This is a genomic window from Pseudomonas sp. RC10-4-2, assembly GCF_050433085.1.
GTDB lineage: Bacteria > Pseudomonadota > Gammaproteobacteria > Pseudomonadales > Pseudomonadaceae > Pseudomonas > Pseudomonas aeruginosa.
On sequence record NZ_JBNPXX010000002.1, the window covers coordinates 636,548 to 654,965 of the forward strand.

Sequence of the window (18,418 nt, forward strand, 5' to 3'; positions counted from 1 at the left end):
AGAGACGCATCATGACCCTGCACGACCGGCGCCCGCGGGCGCCCCTTTTCCAACCGCTGCCGGCCGCGCTGCGACGCGCCCTGTCCTGGCGCCTGGGCTTCGTCGCCGCCGCGCTAGCCTGCGTCCTGCTGCTGGCACTGCTGTCCGAGGCTCGCGCCGCGGGCGGCGCCTACCGGGTCGACGACGGCGAGATCGATCCCGTCGGCGAATGCAACCTGGACGCCTGGCACCAGCGCGAACGCCACCACGGCAACCGCTACCAGTCGGTGCTGTCGCCAGCCTGCACCTTCTCCGCCCTACCATCGGTGCAGCTCGGCGCGGCGCTGGTGCGCGAGGGCGACGCAGGCGATCGGCACAGCCGCCTCAGCCCCGAGTTGAAGACACCGCTGCTGGCCCGCGACGACCTCGGCCTGGCGTTGGCCTTCGCGCTCTCGGCGGATCTCTACCTGGACCGCCGGCACGCCTTCGAAGGCGCCGGCTTCAACCTGCCGCTGAGCTACCAGCCGTTCGAGGCCCTGCGCCTGAACGCCGGGGTCGGCCTGGGGCATGCCTACGCCGAGGGCGAGCGCCGGCATCGCTGGAACTGGGGCGTGGGCATGGAATACCGGGTCGGCCAGCCGTTGACCCTGATCGCCGAACGCTTCGGCGAGTCGGCCGGCGACAGCGGCTGGCAGGCCGGACCGCGGCTGCACCTGGGCGAACGGCTGGACCTCGATCTGCTGGTCGGCGGCCACCTGCGCGGCGAGCGCGAGCGATGGCTGGTCTCGGGAGCGACCTTGCGTTTCTGAGCCCAAGGGCGTGCCGCGCTGCGGCGCGCTCCTCCACCGAGGAAGCAGCCATGAACGTCGTACGCAAATGCCTGGGCGCGTCTCGCCGCGCGCTCTGTGGCCTGGCAGCACGGCTGCTGGCGAAGGCCGCGCACCTGCTGATGGTGGTCAGCGTGCGCGCATACGCCAGCGGCCGCCTGAGCCAGGTCGAAGTGAAATACCTGCTGGACTGCTCGAGCGCGCTCAACCGTGCATCGCTCAGGCTGGCCATGGGTCAATGAGCCCGTTCCCTTCACGATCCATTCCGAACCGGGAGTTCCGCCATGCTGGGAACCATCCTCCTGATCAACCTGGCCGGTGCCGTGGCCCTCCTGTTGTGGGGCACGCACATGGTCTCCAGCGGCGTGCTGCGCGGTTTCGGCACTGCGCTGCGCAACTGGCTCGGCCGCCATCTGGGCAACCGCTGGCTGGCCCTGCTCGCCGGGCTCGGCATCACCGGCCTGCTGCAGAGCAGCACCGCCACCAGTCTGATGGCAGCGTCCTTCACCGCCAGTGGCACCCTGGGCCTGGCGCCGGCGCTGGCAGTGATGCTCGGCGCCAACGTCGGCACCACTCTGGTGGTGCAACTGCTCAGCTTCGACACCTCGTTGCTGGCGCCGCTGGCCCTGCTGTCCGGCCTGCTGCTGTTCCGCCTGGGCGACGGTCCGCGCCTGGAGAGCCTTGGCCAGTGCCTGATCGGACTCGGCCTGATGCTTCTGGCGCTGGCGTTGCTCGGCCATTCACTGCAGCAGATCGAGGCCTCGCCAGCCTTTGTGGCGGTGATCCACGGCCTCGAAGGCGATCCGCTGATCGCCCTGCTGCTCGCCGCGCTGCTGACCTGGGCCTGTCATTCCAGTGTCGCGGTGGTACTGCTGGTGGCGTCCCTGGCCCAGGCCGGACTGGTCTCGTTGCCCATCGCCCTGGCCCTGGTGCTCGGTGCCAACCTCGGCGGCGCCTTGCCGGCGCTAGGGGTGGCCGGTAGCCGGGTGGCGCGGCGCTTGCCGTTGGGCAACCTGCTGGTGCGCCTGCTCGGTTGCCTGCTGGTGCTGCCCTGGCTGACGGCGCTGGCGCAACCGGCCAACGCACTCGGCGGTGCGGCGGCGGTCTGGTTCCACAGTGCTTTCAACCTGGCCCTGGCACTGCTGACGATCGGCTTCACCGGACCGCTTGCGGCGCTGCTCGCGCGCCTGTTGCCGGAAGAGGCACAGTCCGACGAGCCGGGCATGCCGCGCTACCTCGACGAAGCCGGGCTGGAGGTGGCCAACATCGGCCTGGCCAACGCTACTCGCGAAGTCCTGCGGCTGGCCGACATGGCCAGTCTGATGCTGCGCGCCACCAGCGGCCTGTTGCAGCGACCGGAGGCGAAGGTGGCGGCGGAAATCCGTCGCCAGGACCAGGCCCTCGACCAGTTGAGTGCGGCGATCCGCGCCTACCTGGCAGACCTCGGCCAGGACGGCCTCGGCGACAGCGACGCCGATCGTGCCCAGGAAATTCTCCTGTTCGCCATCAACATCGAGCACATCGGCGATCTCGTCGCCAACAGCCTGCTGCCCCTGGCGATGCGTTGGGCCGGGCGCAGTCGCGCCGGCAGCGAGTTCGAGCTGGGCCGCATGCTGCCGTTGCAGGCGGCGATCGAGGAGAGCCTGCACCTAGCGATCAGCGCGTTCCTTCGCGAAGACCTGGACGCCGCGCTGCGCCTGGTGGCGCGCAAGAAGTTGCTGCAGCGACTGGAGGCCGATGCCAGTCGCGAGCGCTTCCGTCGCCTGCGCGACGATCGCGGTGCCTGGGTGGAGTCCGGTGACGTATTCCAGCGCATTCTCCGCGACTACCGACGCATCCACCATCATGTCACCGCCCTGGCCTATCCGCTGCTCGAACGCAGCGGCATCGATCCGATGGCGAAGCGGCCGGACGAGCCAGGGCAAGGGGAGGGATCGGCATGCGCCTCCTGATCTGCGCCGGACGCCATTTCAAGGACGCCGAACGCCTGCGCCTGGCGCTCGACCAGTGCCACGGCCTGCAACCGGTGGCGCTGCTCGGCCACCTGCTGCATGCCGGCAGCGGCCTGCCGGACGAGGTCGAGCGCTGGTGCCGCGAGCGTGGCGCGGATTCGTGCGCCTACGATTATCCGGAGCGCAGTGGCAGCGACAACGGCCTGCGCGAGTATGGCGAGGCCGTCCTCGGCGATGCCGCGCCGGAGCTGGTGCTGGTGTTTCCCGGCGGGCGCCTGGCCAGCGAACTGATACAGGTCGCGCACGCTGCCGACGTCCCGCTGATGCTCGCCTATCGCCCGCTGTCGGCGCCCTGAGCGGCGAACCAGCCATCGCGGCGGGTCAGGCGCCAGCCGTAGGCGGCCAGGACCAGCCCGCGCAGCAGCATGAAGGCGAGGAACGCCAGCCATAGCCCGTGGTTGCCCAGCCCCTGCAACAGCCAGCCGAGGGGCAGGCTGGCGGCCACCGCGACGAGCATCGCGTTACGCATCTCGCGGGCGCGGGTGGCGCCGATGAACAGGCCGTCGAGCAGATAGCTCCACATCCCCAGCAGCGGCAGGCAGGCCAGGTACGGCAGATAGGCGTAGGCGACTTCGCGGACGCCGGCGATGTCGCTCTGCAGGTCGATGAACAGGTGGCCGAACAGGGCGAACAGCGCGGCGAACGCCAGGCTTGCCAGCAGCGACCAACCACCGGCCACCACCAGCGCGCGGCGCAGGGCAGTTCGGTCGCGGGCGCCGATGGCGTGGCCGCAGAGCGCCTCCACCGCGTGGGCGAGACCGTCGAGGGCGTAGGACGTCAGGAGCAGGCCGTTGAGCAGCAGGGCGTTGGCGGCTACCGTGGCGTCGCCGAGGCGGGTGCCCTGTACGGTGAGCAGGAAGAACACCAGTTGCAGGGCCAGGCTGCGGATAAAGATATCCCGGTTGACCATCAGCAGCGGCAGCCAGGACAGCCAGTGGCGCAGGCGTTGCCACTGCGCCCGCCCGGGGCGCCGGGCCAGGTCGCGGCGGGTCAGGGCCAGGCCGAGCAGGGCGCCGCTCCATTCCGCCAGCACCGAGGCGCGGGCCGCGCCTTGCACGCCCCAGTCGAGGCCGTGGACGAACCAGAGCACCAGGGCGATGTTGCTCAGGTTGGTGGTCAACAGGATCGCCAATGGCGCCCGTGCGTTCTGCGTGCCGAGGAACCAGCCGACCAGCGCGTAGCTGGCCAGGGCCGCCGGCAGGCCGAGCAGGCGGGTATGGAAGAAGGCGCGGGCCTCGCCGGTCAGTTCCGCCGACGGTTGCATCAGTTGCAGGGCCCAGCCGCTCAGGGGCAGGGCCAGCGCGCCGAGCAGCAAAGCCAGGAGCAGCGCCATGCCCAGGCCCTGGGCGAGGATCAGGCGCAGCGCGCCGCCATCGTCGCGGCCGGCGGCCTGGGCGGCGAAGCCGGTGGTGCCCATGCGCAGGAAGCCGAGCACGCCGACCATCAGGGTGTACAGGCTGCCGCCCACGGCTACCGCGCCGAGCTGGTAGGCGTGCGGCAGGTGGCCGACCACCGTGCTGTCCACCAGGTGCACCAGGGGAACGGAAACGTTCGACAGAATCATCGGCCCGGCCAGCGCCCAGACCCTGTGGTGGGTCGGGGCGTGGCGCCAGGCATCGCGCAACAGGCTCATGGGGTCCTCCGGATCGGCCGGGCAGTATAGCGACGGCGGCGAGGCCTGCGGAAAACCCGTTTTTCATATCCGGTAACAGACCTCTGCCTGCCGTGTATTCCTTGTCCGACGCGGCTTCCAGGCCTGCCGCGGGGAACCCTGCGAAAACCTGTCAGGAAGCTTGCGCAGCGCTAACCGCGGGGCTTTGCGCACCTTCCTAGAATGCCGGCGTCGGTTGTTTCCAGAGGAAGCCATGCATGCTCCTGGGGCGTTTCGTCTCGGTCGGCGCCGGTGCCACCGCCGTTCATTACCTGGTGCTGACCCTCCTGGTCGAGGGCTTCGCCGTTGGCGCCGCCGTGGCCGCCGCGACGGGAGCAAGCTGCGGGGCTCTGGCTGCCTACCTGGGGCATCGCCGGAAGACTTTCCGCCACCGTGGCCCGGTGTTCCGTTCGCTGCCGCGCTTCTTCGCCGTCAGCCTGCTTTGCGTACTCGGCAACGCCGTCCTGGTGTTGCTGCTCGGCGACTTCGCCGGACTCGACTATCGCCTGGCCCAGCTCGCCGCGACCGGCGCACTGCTGTTGGCGACCTATCACCTTCATCGACTCTGGACCTTCTCATGATGATCGAACCTTCCCTGGCGTCGAAGCTCGAGGCCCCCTGCCTGCTCAGCGTGGTAGTGCCGGTGTTCAACGAGGAGGCGGTGCTGCCAGCCTTCCACCAGCGCCTCGGCGCCGTGCTCGGCGACCTTGGCGACGATTGCGAGGTGCTCTATGTCGACGACGGCAGCACCGACCGCAGCGCGACGATCCTCGCCCAGCTACAGGCCGCCGACCGCCGGGTGGGCGTGGCCCGCTTCACCCGCAACTTCGGCAAGGAACAGGCGATGAGCGCCGGGCTCAAGCTGTCGCGCGGCGCCGCGGTGATCGTCATCGATGCCGACCTGCAGGATCCCCCGGAACTGATCCCGCAGATGCTCGACGCCTGGATCGGCGGCGCCGAAATGGTCAACATGCGCCGCCGTAGCCGGGCCGGTGAAAGCTGGCTGAAGCGCGCCTCGGCGAGCGCCTTCTACCGGCTGATCAACCGCCTCAGCGAGGTGCCGATCCCGCGCGACGTCGGCGACTTCCGCCTGCTCGACCGGCGGGTGGTCGATGCCCTTTGCGAGCTGCCGGAAGGCAATCGCTTCATGAAGGGACTGTTCGCCTGGGTCGGTTTCCGCCAGGTCGATATCGCCTATAGCCGCGCCGCTCGCGTCGCCGGCCACAGCAAGTGGCGCTACTGGCGGCTGTGGAACTTCGCCCTGGAGGGCATCACCGGGTTTTCCACCGCGCCGCTGAAGGTCGCCGGCTACCTCGGTCTGCTCAGCCTGCTGGCGGCCCTGGCGACCCTGCTCGCCGGGATCTTCGGCCAACAGGAGATCCACGAGCACTGGCCGGTGATCGCCGCGCTGTTCCTGATCGGTGGCCTGCAACTGCTGGCCATCGGCGTATGCAGCGAATACCTCGGGCGGATGACCATGGAAGCGCGGCGCCGCCCGCTCTACCTGATCGACCGCTACCTGCCGGCGCAGGTCGGCGGGGCCAATCCGTGAGGGCGCTGCGCGGCTGGCCGCTGGCCTGGTTCCTGCTCGCCCTGGCCTTCGCCATCCGCCTGCTGAGCCTGGGCAGCTATCCGCTGATGGACACCACTGAGGCCCGCTATGGCGAGGTGGCGCGGAAGATGGCCGAACTGGGCGACTGGATCACGCCCTGGTACGACGTCGGCGTGCCGTTCTGGGGCAAGCCGCCGCTGGCCTTCTGGCTCAGCGCCGGCGGCCAGCTTCTGCTCGGCGCCAACGAGTTCGCCAGCCGCCTGCCGCACTGGTTGCTGGGCGTGCTGGTGCTGTGGCTGGTATGGGACTGGCAGGCTCGCGAAGATCGTCGGCAGGCGCGGATCGCCTGCGTCCTGCTGGGCAGTTCGGCGCTGTTCTTCGTCGCCTCCGGGGCGGTGATGACCGACATGGCCCTGGCCCTGGCCCTGGTCCTGACCATGCGCAGCTTCTGGCTGGGCCTGCATGGCGCGGAGGGAATCCGGCGCCGCGAGGGCTGGCTGATGTTCCTCGGCCTCGGCCTCGGGCTGCTGGCGAAAGGGCCGCTGACGCTGATCCTCGCCGGACTGCCGATCGGCCTGTGGGCCTTGCTGGAGTGGCGCTGGCGCGCGCTCTGGCGGGGCCTGCCATGGATCCGCGGAAGCCTGCTGATGCTCCTGGTGGCGGCGCCCTGGTACCTGCTGGCGGAGTTGAAGACGCCGGGCTTCCTCGAGTACTTCCTGCTCGGCGAGCATTGGCAGCGCTTCGTCACCGCCGGCTGGGACGGCGACCGCTACGGCAATGCCCACGCCTATCCCTACGGCAGCGTCTGGCTGTTCCTGCTGGCCGCCGCGTTTCCCTGGAGCCTCTGGTTGCCGCTGCTGCTCTGGCTGGGCTGGCGCCAGCGCGGGGAGGTGGTCGATGGCGTCGCCTCGCGCAGGCGCTACTGGCTGTTCTGGGGACTGGCGCCGTGCCTGTTCTTCACCTTCGCCGGCAACGTCCTCTGGACCTACGTGCTGCCCGGCCTGCCGGCCCTGGCGTTGCTCGCCGCCGACCTGCTGCGCGCGCCGCTGGCGCGCAGCGCCTGGCTGCGCCGTGGCGGGCTGGCCTGCCTGGCGCTGACGCCGTTGCTGTTCGCGCTGTTCCTCGGCTCCCTGCTGCTGGGCTCGCGCGCCGAGCAGAAGTCCACCGCCGCGCTGCTGGCCAGCGACGCCGGCTGGCGCGAGCGGCCGCTGGTGTTCTGGCCGAAGCGGCCGTACTCGGCAGTGTTCTACAGCGGCGGGCGGGCACAACGGGCGGAGGACAGCGAACTGGCCGGCTGGTTGCGTCGCGACGCCCTGCTGGCGATCCGCTCGCGTTCGTTCGGCGCCTTGCCCGACGAGGTGCGCCAGCGCTTGCGCTGCCGGCCGCCGGTGGGACAGTACCAGCTATGCCAGAGCGTGGCGCCGCCTGGCTGAGGCTACTTCGGCCGGTAGGCGCAGTGGCCGGGACGCGGGCCGATGCGCGGGTGGTTGCGGCAGGTGTCCGGGCGGCGGGCATAGATGGTGCACAGGCGGGTCTTGCGGTCGAGGTACAGGCAGTCGCCGTTGGCCATGCGGGTGAGGGTGAAGATCTCGCGCTTGTGGTTGAAGTGCTCGATCACGCCATCCTTTTCCAGTCGCTTGGCGATTCGCTTGGCCGGTTCCTCGCGCTCGAACTCGTCGACCAGTCGCATGCGGATCAGGTCGTCGATGCGCACTTCCACCGGCAGCGTGCAGCAGGTCGCGTTGCACTCGCCGCACAGGCCTTCGCGGTATTTCACCCAGGTATCCAGGCGGTCGGGGTCGGCGGCGGCGAGCGGGATCTTCTTCATCGGCGGGCGGGGGCGGGGAAAACGGGCGCGCAATGATAGTGGCTGCGCGCCCGTTGCGCTCGTCCGGGCGATGAGCGTCAGTGCCGTGGGTCCTCCCGCCATACCGGCCGGTCCTGCTCGTCCAGCGCCCAGTGCGCGGTGCCGGCGCGCAGGCGTACGCCGCCGACCCAGCGTTCGGGGGCGCCGAGGTCGAGGCGGTAGCGCCGCCCGGCCAGGACCTCGCGGCATGCAGCGGTCAGCGCCAGCGGCTGGCGTTCCCAGGGCAGTTCCGGCGCCGGCGTGCGCAGCAGCGCACCGGGCTCTTCCAGCAGCGCGCGGAGCAGGACGCGGAACATCAGGTCGCCGAGATAGGGCAGCGGCTCGCGCCGTGCGGTCAGCTCGGCGAAGACCTGACCGGCGCTCGGCCGCTCGCCGTCGCGGACGATCTCCAGTGTCAGCCGTTCGCTCAGCGACAGGCCGTCGCGCAGGGCCGGCAGTTCATGCAGTTGCCGACGCAGCGCCGGCCCCAGCAACGGTAGCGCCGGGGTCGGCGCGGCGGCCAGTTGCGCCCAGCGCAGTGGCGCCGGATCGCGGTAGGCGTCCCAGGCCGCGCGGGCCAGCGCCAGGGCTTCGGCGTCCAGCGGGCGACGCCGAGTCCATAGCCAGGCGAGCAGCTCAGGCGCCAGTTGGCCGATGCCGACGAAGCGCTCGACGCCTGGCACGCGGTCGATCTCGATCAGTTCCAGGTGCTCCGGCGGCGTCTGCATTCCTGCCAGCACCCGGACCAGGAACAACTGGTCGTAGGCATCCGCCTCGCACCAGAGCGCCACCCGCGAGTATTCGCCGAGCCGCTCGAGCCCGGCGTATTCCTGGCGCTGGCGGGCCTGGGCGTCGGCCGGGTCGAGGTCGAAGGCGCGGCTCAGGTAGTCGCTGCGCAGGGCGAGGAACTCGGGCAACGGCAGGTTCGGCACCGGTCCCATGGTCAGCGGGTCGGCGAACATCCGGAAGTCGCCGCGAAAGCCGGCGAGCTTCAGGCCGTGGGCGATGTCGTTGCCGCAGCGCAGGTGCAGGGTCGCGGCCTCATCGCCGCCGACCAGATCGGGGTGGCGGCTGGCGAAGGCGATGGCGTCGACATGCGCCTTGAGTCGCGGCCAACTGGCGAAGCCCAGCTCGCGCGCCACCTGCCACTGGGCGTCGGCCAGGCGCGGCTCCTGCCCCGGAAGCCCTGTACGGCTGGCCGGGTCGCGGCGCCACTGGCGCAACAGCTCCTTGGCGCGCTTGCGTTGCTGTTCGAGATTGATCCGGCCGTCGCCGAGAGTGCGGGAAAAGGACATACGATCTCCTCTGCAGCCTTGTCCGCCAGCAGGCCTGGAGTCGCATGCGCGATGCGTGGGGTGGATCGCCTGGGCGCTGCCCTTTCCGCGGACGGGAGGCGTGGAGAACGCCGAGGCCGACTATAGGCCGGCCGACGCGTCCGCGGCAAGACGCACTCAGCCCTTGCGGATCATCCAGATGCCGGCGCCGATCAGTGCCAACCCGCCCAGCTTCAGCGCGCTGATCGGTGCCTCGCGGAAGCCGGCCCAACCGAAGTGGTCGAGGCTCATGGCCATGCCCAACTGGCCGGCGAGCACCAGCACCATGAACATCAGCGCGCCGATGCGCGGTGCGGCGAAGGCGGCGATGAAGATGAAGAACATGCCGAGGAAACCGCCGCACCAGTGCCACCAGCTCAGCCCGCGCAATGCCGCCAGGCCGGGAAACTCGCGCTGCGAGAGGGTCAGGGCGAGCAACCCGAGGGTGCCGACGAAGAACGAGATCAGTGCCGCGGCGAGGACGCTGGACACCTGCTTGGCCAACTGGCCGTTGATCCCCGCCTGCAGCGGCAGGCAGGCGCCGGCGAGCAGGGGCAGGACGAACAGCCACCAGGGGGGAGTGGGCATGCAAGACTCCTGGAACGATGACGGCGAGCGCGCCCCGCGCATGGCGAGGGACGGGCCGGAGTGGTACGGGGAGTCGCACAGTATGCACCAGGCGGGGGCGGAGGAGGAAAACGCGAGGCCCCATCGCTCGCCCTCGGATTCCGCCCGGCGGGTAATCGCGAGCGGTTGTTCGCCCTACGGCCGCCATGCCGCCAGCGGCGTTGTCCCCCTACAAGCGTGCCGCCAGCATGGCCCCCTCGCGAATCGCCCGCTTGGCATCCAGTTCCCCCGCCACTCGCGCCCCGCCGATCAGGTGGAAGCGCAGGCTTTCCGCCGCCTGGCTGATCTGCAACTCGCGCAGCGGCTCCTGGCCGGCGCAGATCACCACGTTGTCCACCTCCAGCCAGCGTTCCTCGCCGTCGACGCGGATCAACAAGCCGCGTTCGTCGATCTTCAGGTACTCCACCCCGCCGAGCATGCGCACGGCGTTGTGCCTGAGGTGCGCGCGGTGCACCCAGCCGCTGGTCTTGCCGAGCTGCGCGCCGGGGGCGCCGGGCTTGCGCTGGAGCAGCCAGACCTGGCGCGCCGGCTGCGTCGGAGCGGGTTCGCGGAGGCCGCCGGGCTGGCTGTTGTCGAGGTCCACGCCCCATTCCGCGAGCCATTCGCCGAGCGCCCGCGGCTGGCCGTCGCTGGGCGCGGCGACGAGGAAGGCGGCGACGTCGAAGCCGATGCCGCCGGCGCCGACGATGGCGACCCGCGCGCCCACCGGCGCGCCGCGCAGCACGTCCACGTAGCTGAGTACGGTCGGTCCGCCGATGCCGTCGATCCTTGGCCGGCGTGGCTGGATGCCGGTGGCCACCACCACGTCGTCGAACTGACCGTCCAGCTCGCCCTGGCGCACCCGGTGGCCGAGGCGCAGGTCGACGCCGAGGCGTTCCAGGCGCACGCGGAAGTAGCGCAGGGTTTCGCGGAACTCTTCCTTGCCGGGAATCCGCTTGGCCAGGTTGAACTGCCCGCCGATTTCCCCGCTCGCCTCGAACAGGCTGACCCGATGCCCGCGCTCGGCGGCCACGCAGGCGGCGGAGAGCCCGGCGGGGCCGGCGCCGATCACCGCGATGCGCTTCTGCGTGCGCGCCTTGCGGTAGCGCAACTCGGTCTCGAAGGCCGCCCGCGGGTTGACCAGGCAGGTGGCGCGGCGGTTGGCGAAGGCATGATCGAGGCAGGCCTGGTTGCAGGCGATGCAGGTGTTGATCTCCTCGGCCCGGCCGGCACCGGCCTTGGCCACGAACTGCGGGTCGGCCAGCAACGGCCGGGCCATCGATACCAGGTCGGCCTTGCCGGCGGCGAGCAGGGATTCGGCGACCTCCGGGGTGTTGATCCGGTTGCTGGCGATCACCGGCACCTTCAGTTCGTGGCGCAGCCGTGCGCTGACCTCGGCGAAGGCCGCGCGCGGCACCGAGGTGACGATGGTCGGCACGCGCGACTCGTGCCAGCCGATGCCGGTGTTGAGCAGGGTGATGCCGGCTTCCTCCAGGGCCAGGGCGATGCGCCGTACTTCGTCCCAGGTATTGCCGCCCTCGACCAGGTCGAGCAGCGACAGGCGATAGCAGAGGATGAAGCGTTCGCCGACGATCCGCCGGATGCCGCGGACGATCTCCAGCGCCAGGCGCATGCGGTTTTCCAGCGGGCCGCCCCACTGGTCGTCGCGGCGGTTGGTGCGCGGGCAGAGGAACTGGTTGAGCAGGTAGCCTTCGCTGCCCATCACTTCCACGCCGTCGTAGGCGGCGGCCTTGGCCAGCCGCGCGCAACGGACGAAGGCGCGGATGGTCTTGCGGATGCCACGCTCGGAGAGTTCGCGCGGGGTGAACCAACTGATCGGCGACTTCAACGGCGAGGCGGACACCGCCATCGGGTGGTAGCCATAGCGCCCGGCGTGGAGGATCTGCAGCAGGATCTTGCCGCCCTCGGCATGCACCGCCTGGGTCAGGCGACGATGGGCGGGCACCTCCAGGGCGCTGGTGAGGCTGCTGCCGAAGGGCAGCAGCCAACCTTCGCGGCAGGGCGCGAAGCCGCCGGTGACGATCAGCCCGACGCCGCCCCGGGCGCGCTCGCGGTAGTAGGCAGCGAGCTTGCCGAAGTCCCACAGGCGATCCTCCAGCCCGGTGTGCATCGAACCCATCACCACGCGGTTGCGCAGACGGGTGAAGCCCAGGTCCAGCGGGGCCAGCAGGTGCGGATAGGGAGCGGCGGCGAGCGGCGGGTAGGGGTTGCGCATGGCGCGGTTCCGGTAGCCAGGGACGCTTCACCATAGGAAGTTGCGCCGCCGCCGAATGCGGCCCGCTTGCCGGAACCGCCAGGCATTTCGGTCAAGCCGGCGGACTGGCTGATCGGATAGGTGCTCGCTGCGCTGCACCGCTGTGGCCCCGGGTGACAGGCGTCGAAAGCTCTCCGACAGCACTTGCGGCGCGGCGGGCGGAATGGGAACGGCGGCGCTGTTACCCGGGGTAATGGCGTGCGCCGGGAGCCCAACTTAAGCACGGCTCGACGCCTTTGGCGGCGCTGTCAGGCTGGGGTTCCGGCCCGCCCAGCACGTGCCTTGCCAACTGCCTGTCCAATCCGAACGGAGTCTCGACGATGAACAAGAACAAGACGTTCCTCGCGGCGGCGCTGGTAGCGCTGGCCGCCAGCCTTCCCGTGCACGCTGCGACCGACTACACCCGCACGCGTTATCCCATCGTGCTGTCCCACGGTCTGTTCGGCTTCAAGAGCGTCGGCCCGGTGGACTACTGGCACGCTATCGTGCCGGCCCTGGAGAAGGACGGCGCGAAGGTCTTCGCCACCTCGCAGTCGCCGGTGAACAGCAACGAGGTGCGCGGCGAACAGCTACTGGCGCAGGTGGAGGAAGTCCTGGCCCTGACCGGCGCGGAGAAAGTCAACCTGATCGGCCACAGCCAGGGCGGCATGACCGTGCGCTACGTCGCCGGGGTGGCGCCGCAACTGGTGGCCTCGGTCACCACCATGGGCACGCCGCACAAGGGCACGCCGGTAGCCGACGCGGTGACCGGCTTCAGCGAGTTCCTCGGGCCGATCGGCACCGAGGTGATCGCCTCGGCGGTGGAGGCGCTGTTCTCGGTGGTCGACATCGTCGACGGCGGCGAGTGGGTCAAGGGCGACGCGCTGGCTGCCCTGAACAGTCTCAACACTCCCGGCACCGCGCGGTTCAACCAGCGCTTCCCGCAGGCGATCCCGGCCAGCGCCTGTGGCCAGGGCGCGGAGACGGTAGCCGGGGTGCGCTACTACTCGATGAGCGGCACCGGCTCCCTGACCAATGCGCTCGACCCGAGCTCCGCCGGCCTGGCGGTGACCGGGCTGCTGTTCGGCGAGGCCAACGACGGTCTGGTCGGCCAATGCTCCAGCCACCTGGGCAGCGTGGTGAAGGACAACTACCGGATGGACCATCTGGACGAAGTCAACCAGTTGCTCGGCCTGGTCAGCCTGTTCGAGAGCGACCCGACCCAGGTCTATCGGCAGCATGCCAATCGCCTCAGGAACGTCGGACTCTGATCCGCTCGCCGGGTCGCCGCAGCCCTAGGCGACCCGGCATTAGTCTTTGGTCTAATGGCACCTGGATATCACCTCCTGTTCGCGCGCCTCGCGGCGTTCGGACCTGTCCCGATTCCGCGCACCTTGCTGGACAAGGTTTGCGCCGCCGTGTAATGACTCCGGTCAAGGCAGAAAAACCCAGCGTTCGTGTAGGGTTCGCTGCCCCGTAGCCATGCCCGGCTGGCGTACCTCGCCAGGCTGGCTATCTTTTAACCAGAGACATCCGGCCATGTCCCGGGTGTCCTTTGCCTGATGCAGGAGATGCACGATGGATATGAACCGTCGGCAATTCTTCAAGGTCTGCGGTATAGGCCTTGGAGGATCGAGCCTTGCGGCGCTCGGGATGGCCCCCACGGAGGCCTTCGCCGACCAGGTCCGCCACTTCAAGCTGGCGCACACGGTCGAGACCCGCAACACCTGTACCTACTGTTCGGTCGGTTGCGGCCTGATCATGTACAGCCAGGGCGACGGCGCCAAGAACGTCGCGCAGAACATCATCCATATCGAGGGCGACGCCGACCATCCGGTCAACCGCGGCACCCTCTGCCCGAAAGGCGCCGGCCTGCTGGACTACATCCACAGCCCGAACCGCCTGAAGTATCCGGAAGTGCGCGAGGCCGGCTCCAGCGAGTGGAAGCGCATCGAGTGGGACGAAGCCCTCGAGCGCATCGCCAAGCTGATGAAGGAAGACCGCGACGCCAACTTCGTCGAGAAGAACGAGCAGGGCCAGACCGTCAACCGCTGGTTGACCACCGGCTTCCTCGCCGCGTCCGCCTCGTCCAACGAGGCCGGCTACATCACCCACAAGGTGATGCGCTCCCTCGGCATCCTGGGATTCGACAACCAGGCGCGTGTCTGACACGGCCCGACGGTGGCAAGTCTTGCCCCGACGTTTGGCCGTGGAGCCATGACCAACCACTGGACCGACATCAAGAATGCCGATCTGGTGCTGATCATGGGCGGCAACGCCGCCGAAGCCCACCCGTGCGGATTCAAATGGGTCACCGAAGCCAAGGCGCACAACAAGGCGCGGCTGCTGGTGGTCGATCCGCGTTTCACCCGTTCCGCCTCGGTCGCCGACTACTACGCGCCGATCCGGACCGGCACCGACATCGCCTTCCTCGGCGGCCTGATCAACTACCTGCTGGAAAACGACAAGATCCAGCACGAATACGTGCGCAACTACACCGATGTCTCGTTCATCGTGAAGGAAGGCTTCAGCTTCGAGGACGGCCTGTTCAACGGCTACGACGCCGAGAAGCGGACCTACCCGGACAAGTCCTCCTGGGGCTACGAGATCGGTGAGGACGGCTATGCCAAGGTCGACCCGACCCTGACCCACCCGCGCTGCGTGTTCAACCTGCTCAAGCAGCACTACAGCCGCTACACCCCGGACGTGGTGAGCAACATCTGCGGTACGCCGAAGGACATGATGCTCAGGGTCTGGGCGGAAATCGCCGAGACCTCCAAGCCGGGCAAGGTCATGACCATCATGTACGCCCTGGGCTGGACCCAGCACTCGGTAGGCGCGCAGATGATCCGCACCGGCGCGATGGTCCAGCTGCTGCTGGGCAACATCGGCATGCCCGGCGGCGGCATGAACGCCCTGCGCGGCCACTCCAACATCCAGGGCCTGACCGACCTCGGCCTGCTGTCCAACTCGCTGCCGGGCTACCTGACCCTGGCGATGGACGCCGAGCAGGACTACGACGCCTACATCGCCAAGCGCACGGCCAAGCCGCTGCGCCCGGGACAGCTGTCCTACTGGCAGAACTACGGCAAGTTCCACGTCAGCCTGATGAAGGCCTGGTTCGGCAAGTCGGCGACCAAGGAAAACAACTGGTGCTACGACTGGCTGCCCAAGCTCGACATGCCGGGCGCCGGCTACGACGTGCTGCGCTACTTCGACATGATGTACCAGGGCAAGGTCAACGGTTACTTCTGCCAGGGCTTCAACCCCATCGCCTCGTTCCCCAACAAGGCCAAGGTCGGCGCCGCGCTGGCGCGCCTGAAGTGGATGGTGGTGATGGACCCGCTGGTGACCGAGACCTCGGAGTTCTGGCGCAACGTCGGCGAGTACAACGACGTCGACACCGCCAGCATCAAGACCACGGTGTTCCGCCTGCCCACCTCCTGCTTCGCCGAGGAAGACGGCTCGATCGTCAACAGCGGCCGCTGGTTGCAGTGGCACTGGAAGGGCGCCGAGCCGCCGGGCCAGGCGCGTCCGGACATCGCCATCATGGCCGGGCTGTTCCACCGCCTGCGCGAGATGTACCGCAAGGACGGCGGGGCCTTCCCCGACCCGATCCTCGGCCTCGACTGGTCCTACCTCAAGCCCGACGAACCGGGCCCGGACGAACTGGCCCGGGAGTTCAACGGCAAGGCCCTGAGCGACCTGGTCGACCCGGCCAACGGCATGATCCTGGCCAAGGCCGGCGAGCAGTTGCCGGGCTTTGCCCTGCTGCGCGACGACGGCAGCACGGCGAGCGGCTGCTGGATCTTCGCCGGCTCCTGGACCCAGCAGGGCAACCAGATGGGCCGCCGCGACAACAGCGACCCCTACGGCATGGGCCAGACCCTCGGCTGGGCCTGGGCCTGGCCGGCGAACCGGCGGATTCTCTACAACCGCGCCTCGGCCGACGTCAGCGGCAAGCCGTGGGACCCGGAGAAGAAGCGCCTGGTGTGGTGGAACGGCAAGTCCTGGGGCGGCACCGACGTGCCCGACTACAAGGCCGACGTACCGCCGGAAGCCGGGATGAACCCGTTCATCATGAACCCCGAAGGGGTGGCCCGCCTGTTCGCCGTCGACAAGATGGCCGAAGGCCCGTTCCCCGAGCACTACGAGCCGTTCGAGACGCCGATCGGGGTGAACCCCTTGCACCGCGACAACCGCAAGGCGATCAGCAACCCGGCGGCACGGGTGTTCAAGAACGACATGGAACTGTTCGGCACGGCCGACGAGTTCCCCTACGCGGCGACCACCTACCGGCTCACCGAGCACTTCCACTACTGGACCAAGCACTGCCGGCTGAATGCGATCACCCAGCCCGAGCAGTTCGTCGAGATCGGCGAGGCGCTGGCCAAGGAGCTGGGCATCAATGCCGGCGACAAGGTCAAGGTCTCCTCCAACCGCGGCTACATCAAGGCGGTGGCGGTGGTGACCAAGCGCATCCGCCCGCTGCAGGTGGACGGCAAGACCGTGCACCACGTCGGCATCCCGATCCACTGGGGCTTCGCCGGCATGGCGCGCAACGGCTTCCTGGCCAACACCCTGACCCCCTTCGTGGGCGACGGGAATACCCAGACGCCGGAGTTCAAGTCGTTCCTGGTCAACGTGGAAAAGGCGTGAGGTGAAACATGAGTAGTCAGGACATCCACGCCCGCTCCGCGACCACCACGCCGATGCCCTCGGTGCGGAACCAGGAGGAAGTGGCGAAACTGATCGACGTGTCCAAGTGCATCGGTTGCAAGGCCTGCCAGGTCGCCTGCTCGGAATGGAACGAGCTGCGCGACGAGGTCGGCCACAACCACGGCACCTACGACAACCCCATGGACCTGACGGCCGACTCGTGGACGGTGATGCGTTTCACCGAGCACGAGAACGAGGCCGGCAACCTCGAGTGGCTGATCCGCAAGGATGGCTGCATGCACTGCGCCGAGCCGGGCTGCCTGAAGGCCTGCCCGAGCCCGGGAGCGATCGTGAAGTACGCCAACGGCATCGTCGACTTCAACCAGGACAAGTGCATCGGTTGCGGCTACTGCATCACCGGTTGCCCGTTCGACATCCCACGGATCTCGCAGAAGGACCACAAGGCCTACAAGTGCAGCCTGTGTTCCGACCGCGTCTCGGTGGGCATGGAGCCGGCCTGCGTGAAGACCTGCCCGACCGGCGCCATCGTCTTCGGCAGCAAGGAGGACATGAAGGAACACGCCGCCGAACGCATCGTCGACCTGAAGAGCCGCGGTTACGAGAACGCCGGCCTGTACGACCCCGAAGGGGTGGGCGGCACCCACGTGATGTACGTGCTGCACCACGCCGACAAGCCGTCGCTCTATGCCGGCCTGGCCGACCAGCCGAGCGTCAGCCCGCTGGTCAGCCTGTGGAAGGGCGTGACCAAGCCGCTGGCGCTGCTGGCCATGGGCGCCACGGTGCTCGCCGGGTTCTTCCACTATGTGCGCGTCGGTCCCAACCGCGCGGACGACGAGGAAGACCACGGGCAAGCCGAGGCACCGGTGCACCAGGTCGATCCGTCGGTACACACCTTTGACCCGCACGAGCGTCGTTGAGCCTGCGCGCGGGCGTTGCCGCCGGTCCTCCGCGACCCGGCGGCAGCGGCGGCGCTCTCGAGGAGTCGGAAATGAAAAATGAAATCCAGCGCTACAACGCCAACGAGCGCAGCAACCACTGGGCCGTGGCGATCCTGTTCTTCATGGCCGGGTTGTCCGGGCTGGCGCTGTTCCACCCGGCGCTGTTCTGGCTGACCAACCTGTTCGGCGGCGGTCCCTGGACGCGTATCCTGCACCCCTTCCTGGGGCTGGCGATGTTCGTCTTCTTCCTCGGCCTGGTGGTGCGCTTCGCCCACCACAACCGGGTGCAGAAGAGCGATATCCAGTGGCTCAAGCAGTGGCGCGACGTGGTCAGCAACCGCGAGGAGAACCTCCCGGAAGTCGGCCGCTACAACGCCGGGCAGAAGCTGTTGTTCTGGGTGCTGCTGCTGAGCATGCTGACCCTGCTGGTCACCGGCATCGTGATCTGGCGCCAGTACTTCAGCGCCTGGTTCGGCATCGAGGCGATCCGCCTGTCGGTGCTCCTGCACGCCTTCGCCGCCTTCGTCCTGATCGCCAGCATCATCGTGCATATCTACGCCGGCATCTGGGTCAAGGGCTCGATGGGCGCGATGCTCTACGGCAAGGTCAGCCGCGCCTGGGCGCGCAAGCACCATAACGGCTGGCTGAAGGAAGTCGGCAAGGGCGAGGAGCACTGACGCGTATAGTGTCGCCATCGCCCGACCGGAGGCCCCAGCGATGGGGCCTTTGCATTCATTCCGCGCCCCACCGGGCGCCCGAT

General features: G+C 69.0%; 16 protein-coding genes. 11 read left to right on the top strand and 5 right to left on the bottom strand.

From position 1 onward, the window contains the following. Window positions 1–11: 11 nt before the first annotated feature. The 4 genes from FHW81_RS10825 to FHW81_RS10840 are packed head-to-tail and all read left to right on the top strand — an operon-like array spanning window position 12 to window position 3,114. Window positions 12–788, top strand: coding sequence for a hypothetical protein (locus FHW81_RS10825; RefSeq protein WP_003095332.1), 777 nt, complete (start codon window positions 12–14; stop codon window positions 786–788). Window positions 789–838: 50 nt separating this feature from the next. Further along, on the top strand, window positions 839–1,048 hold the full coding sequence (locus FHW81_RS10830; RefSeq protein ID WP_003104324.1) for a hypothetical protein: 210 nt from the start codon (window positions 839–841) through the stop codon (window positions 1,046–1,048). Between the two features lie 42 nt (window positions 1,049–1,090). Further along, window positions 1,091–2,758, top strand: a complete 1,668-nt coding sequence (locus FHW81_RS10835) for a Na/Pi cotransporter family protein (RefSeq protein ID WP_003111810.1) — start codon at window positions 1,091–1,093, stop codon at window positions 2,756–2,758. Further along, entirely contained in the window at window positions 2,746–3,114 is a 369-nt protein-coding gene (locus tag FHW81_RS10840) for a transporter (RefSeq protein ID WP_060774296.1), read from the top strand. The genes FHW81_RS10835 and FHW81_RS10840 overlap by 13 nt, the downstream gene beginning before the upstream one ends. Here FHW81_RS10840 and FHW81_RS10845 read toward each other — a convergent pair. Beyond that, on the bottom strand, window positions 3,090–4,451 hold the full coding sequence (locus tag FHW81_RS10845; RefSeq protein ID WP_003111808.1) for an MATE family efflux transporter: 1,362 nt from the start codon (window positions 4,449–4,451) through the stop codon (window positions 3,090–3,092). The genes FHW81_RS10840 and FHW81_RS10845 overlap by 25 nt on opposite strands. Window positions 4,452–4,687: 236 nt before the next feature. On the opposite strand from FHW81_RS10845, the gene FHW81_RS10850 reads away from it, so the two are divergent. Genes FHW81_RS10850 through FHW81_RS10860 form a run of 3 tightly spaced genes read left to right on the top strand, consistent with a single transcriptional unit; the run spans window position 4,688 to window position 7,454 of the window. Next, entirely contained in the window at window positions 4,688–5,050 is a 363-nt protein-coding gene (locus tag FHW81_RS10850) for a GtrA family protein (protein WP_034054505.1), read from the top strand. Then, the gene (locus FHW81_RS10855) at window positions 5,047–6,021 is read left to right on the top strand and encodes a glycosyltransferase family 2 protein (RefSeq protein WP_003107470.1); all 975 of its coding nucleotides are present in this window, start codon (window positions 5,047–5,049) and stop codon (window positions 6,019–6,021) included. The genes FHW81_RS10850 and FHW81_RS10855 overlap by 4 nt, the downstream gene beginning before the upstream one ends. Continuing rightward, a complete protein-coding gene (locus FHW81_RS10860; RefSeq protein WP_034054507.1) occupies window positions 6,018–7,454 on the top strand; it encodes an ArnT family glycosyltransferase in 1,437 nt (478 codons plus the stop codon). The genes FHW81_RS10855 and FHW81_RS10860 overlap by 4 nt, the downstream gene beginning before the upstream one ends. Before the next feature lie 2 nt (window positions 7,455–7,456). Here FHW81_RS10860 and FHW81_RS10865 read toward each other — a convergent pair whose 3' ends face one another. The 4 genes from FHW81_RS10865 to FHW81_RS10880 form a co-directional block, all read right to left on the bottom strand. Continuing rightward, the gene (locus FHW81_RS10865; RefSeq protein ID WP_003135287.1) at window positions 7,457–7,951 is read right to left on the bottom strand and encodes a YkgJ family cysteine cluster protein; all 495 of its coding nucleotides are present in this window, start codon (window positions 7,949–7,951) and stop codon (window positions 7,457–7,459) included. Then, on the bottom strand, window positions 7,927–9,162 hold the full coding sequence (locus tag FHW81_RS10870) for a DUF1835 domain-containing protein (protein ID WP_034054509.1): 1,236 nt from the start codon (window positions 9,160–9,162) through the stop codon (window positions 7,927–7,929). The genes FHW81_RS10865 and FHW81_RS10870 overlap by 25 nt, the downstream gene beginning before the upstream one ends. 156 nt (window positions 9,163–9,318) lie before the next feature. Further along, window positions 9,319–9,768 (bottom strand): DMT family transporter, encoded by a 450-nt coding sequence (locus tag FHW81_RS10875; RefSeq protein WP_003095321.1) that lies wholly within the window; start codon window positions 9,766–9,768, stop codon window positions 9,319–9,321. A gap of 208 nt (window positions 9,769–9,976) precedes the next feature. After that, complete coding sequence (locus FHW81_RS10880) at window positions 9,977–12,022, bottom strand: NADPH-dependent 2,4-dienoyl-CoA reductase (protein WP_015503716.1); 2,046 nt, start codon at window positions 12,020–12,022, stop codon at window positions 9,977–9,979. A gap of 359 nt (window positions 12,023–12,381) precedes the next feature. Here FHW81_RS10880 and lipC point away from each other — a divergent pair, with 359 nt between their 5' ends. From lipC to FHW81_RS10900, 4 genes are all read left to right on the top strand, one after another. Next, the gene (gene lipC / locus FHW81_RS10885) at window positions 12,382–13,311 is read left to right on the top strand and encodes a lipase LipC (protein ID WP_003095318.1); all 930 of its coding nucleotides are present in this window, start codon (window positions 12,382–12,384) and stop codon (window positions 13,309–13,311) included. A gap of 307 nt (window positions 13,312–13,618) precedes the next feature. Next, on the top strand, window positions 13,619–16,699 hold the full coding sequence (gene fdnG / locus FHW81_RS10890) for a formate dehydrogenase-N subunit alpha (RefSeq protein WP_146140045.1): 3,081 nt from the start codon (window positions 13,619–13,621) through the stop codon (window positions 16,697–16,699). An 8-nt stretch (window positions 16,700–16,707) separates the two neighbouring features. Beyond that, window positions 16,708–17,637 carry a formate dehydrogenase subunit beta gene (fdxH, locus tag FHW81_RS10895; protein WP_003106793.1) on the top strand — a complete coding sequence of 310 codons (930 nt, stop codon included), beginning with the start codon at window positions 16,708–16,710 and terminating at the stop codon, window positions 17,635–17,637. A gap of 71 nt (window positions 17,638–17,708) precedes the next feature. Then, a complete protein-coding gene (locus tag FHW81_RS10900; RefSeq protein ID WP_023118104.1) occupies window positions 17,709–18,335 on the top strand; it encodes a formate dehydrogenase subunit gamma in 627 nt (208 codons plus the stop codon). The last annotated feature ends 83 nt before the right edge of the window (window positions 18,336–18,418 follow it).

Bases quoted from the DNA above. Each gene is read 5' to 3' on its own strand.
- FHW81_RS10825 (WP_003095332.1), top strand. From the start codon at position 12: ATGACCCTGCACGACCGGCGCCCGCGGGCGCCCCTTTTCCAACCGCTG.
- FHW81_RS10830 (WP_003104324.1), top strand. From the start codon at position 839: ATGAACGTCGTACGCAAATGCCTGGGCGCGTCTCGCCGCGCGCTCTGT.
- FHW81_RS10835 (WP_003111810.1), top strand. From the start codon at position 1,091: ATGCTGGGAACCATCCTCCTGATCAACCTGGCCGGTGCCGTGGCCCTC.
- FHW81_RS10840 (WP_060774296.1), top strand. From the start codon at position 2,746: ATGCGCCTCCTGATCTGCGCCGGACGCCATTTCAAGGACGCCGAACGC.
- FHW81_RS10845 (WP_003111808.1), bottom strand. From the start codon at position 4,451: ATGAGCCTGTTGCGCGATGCCTGGCGCCACGCCCCGACCCACCACAGG.
- FHW81_RS10850 (WP_034054505.1), top strand. From the start codon at position 4,688: ATGCTCCTGGGGCGTTTCGTCTCGGTCGGCGCCGGTGCCACCGCCGTT.
- FHW81_RS10855 (WP_003107470.1), top strand. From the start codon at position 5,047: ATGATGATCGAACCTTCCCTGGCGTCGAAGCTCGAGGCCCCCTGCCTG.
- FHW81_RS10865 (WP_003135287.1), bottom strand. From the start codon at position 7,951: ATGGCGGGAGGACCCACGGCACTGACGCTCATCGCCCGGACGAGCGCA.
- FHW81_RS10870 (WP_034054509.1), bottom strand. From the start codon at position 9,162: ATGTCCTTTTCCCGCACTCTCGGCGACGGCCGGATCAATCTCGAACAG.
- FHW81_RS10875 (WP_003095321.1), bottom strand. From the start codon at position 9,768: ATGCCCACTCCCCCCTGGTGGCTGTTCGTCCTGCCCCTGCTCGCCGGC.
- FHW81_RS10880 (WP_015503716.1), bottom strand. From the start codon at position 12,022: ATGCGCAACCCCTACCCGCCGCTCGCCGCCGCTCCCTATCCGCACCTG.
- lipC (WP_003095318.1), top strand. From the start codon at position 12,382: ATGAACAAGAACAAGACGTTCCTCGCGGCGGCGCTGGTAGCGCTGGCC.
- fdxH (WP_003106793.1), top strand. From the start codon at position 16,708: ATGAGTAGTCAGGACATCCACGCCCGCTCCGCGACCACCACGCCGATG.
- FHW81_RS10900 (WP_023118104.1), top strand. From the start codon at position 17,709: ATGAAAAATGAAATCCAGCGCTACAACGCCAACGAGCGCAGCAACCAC.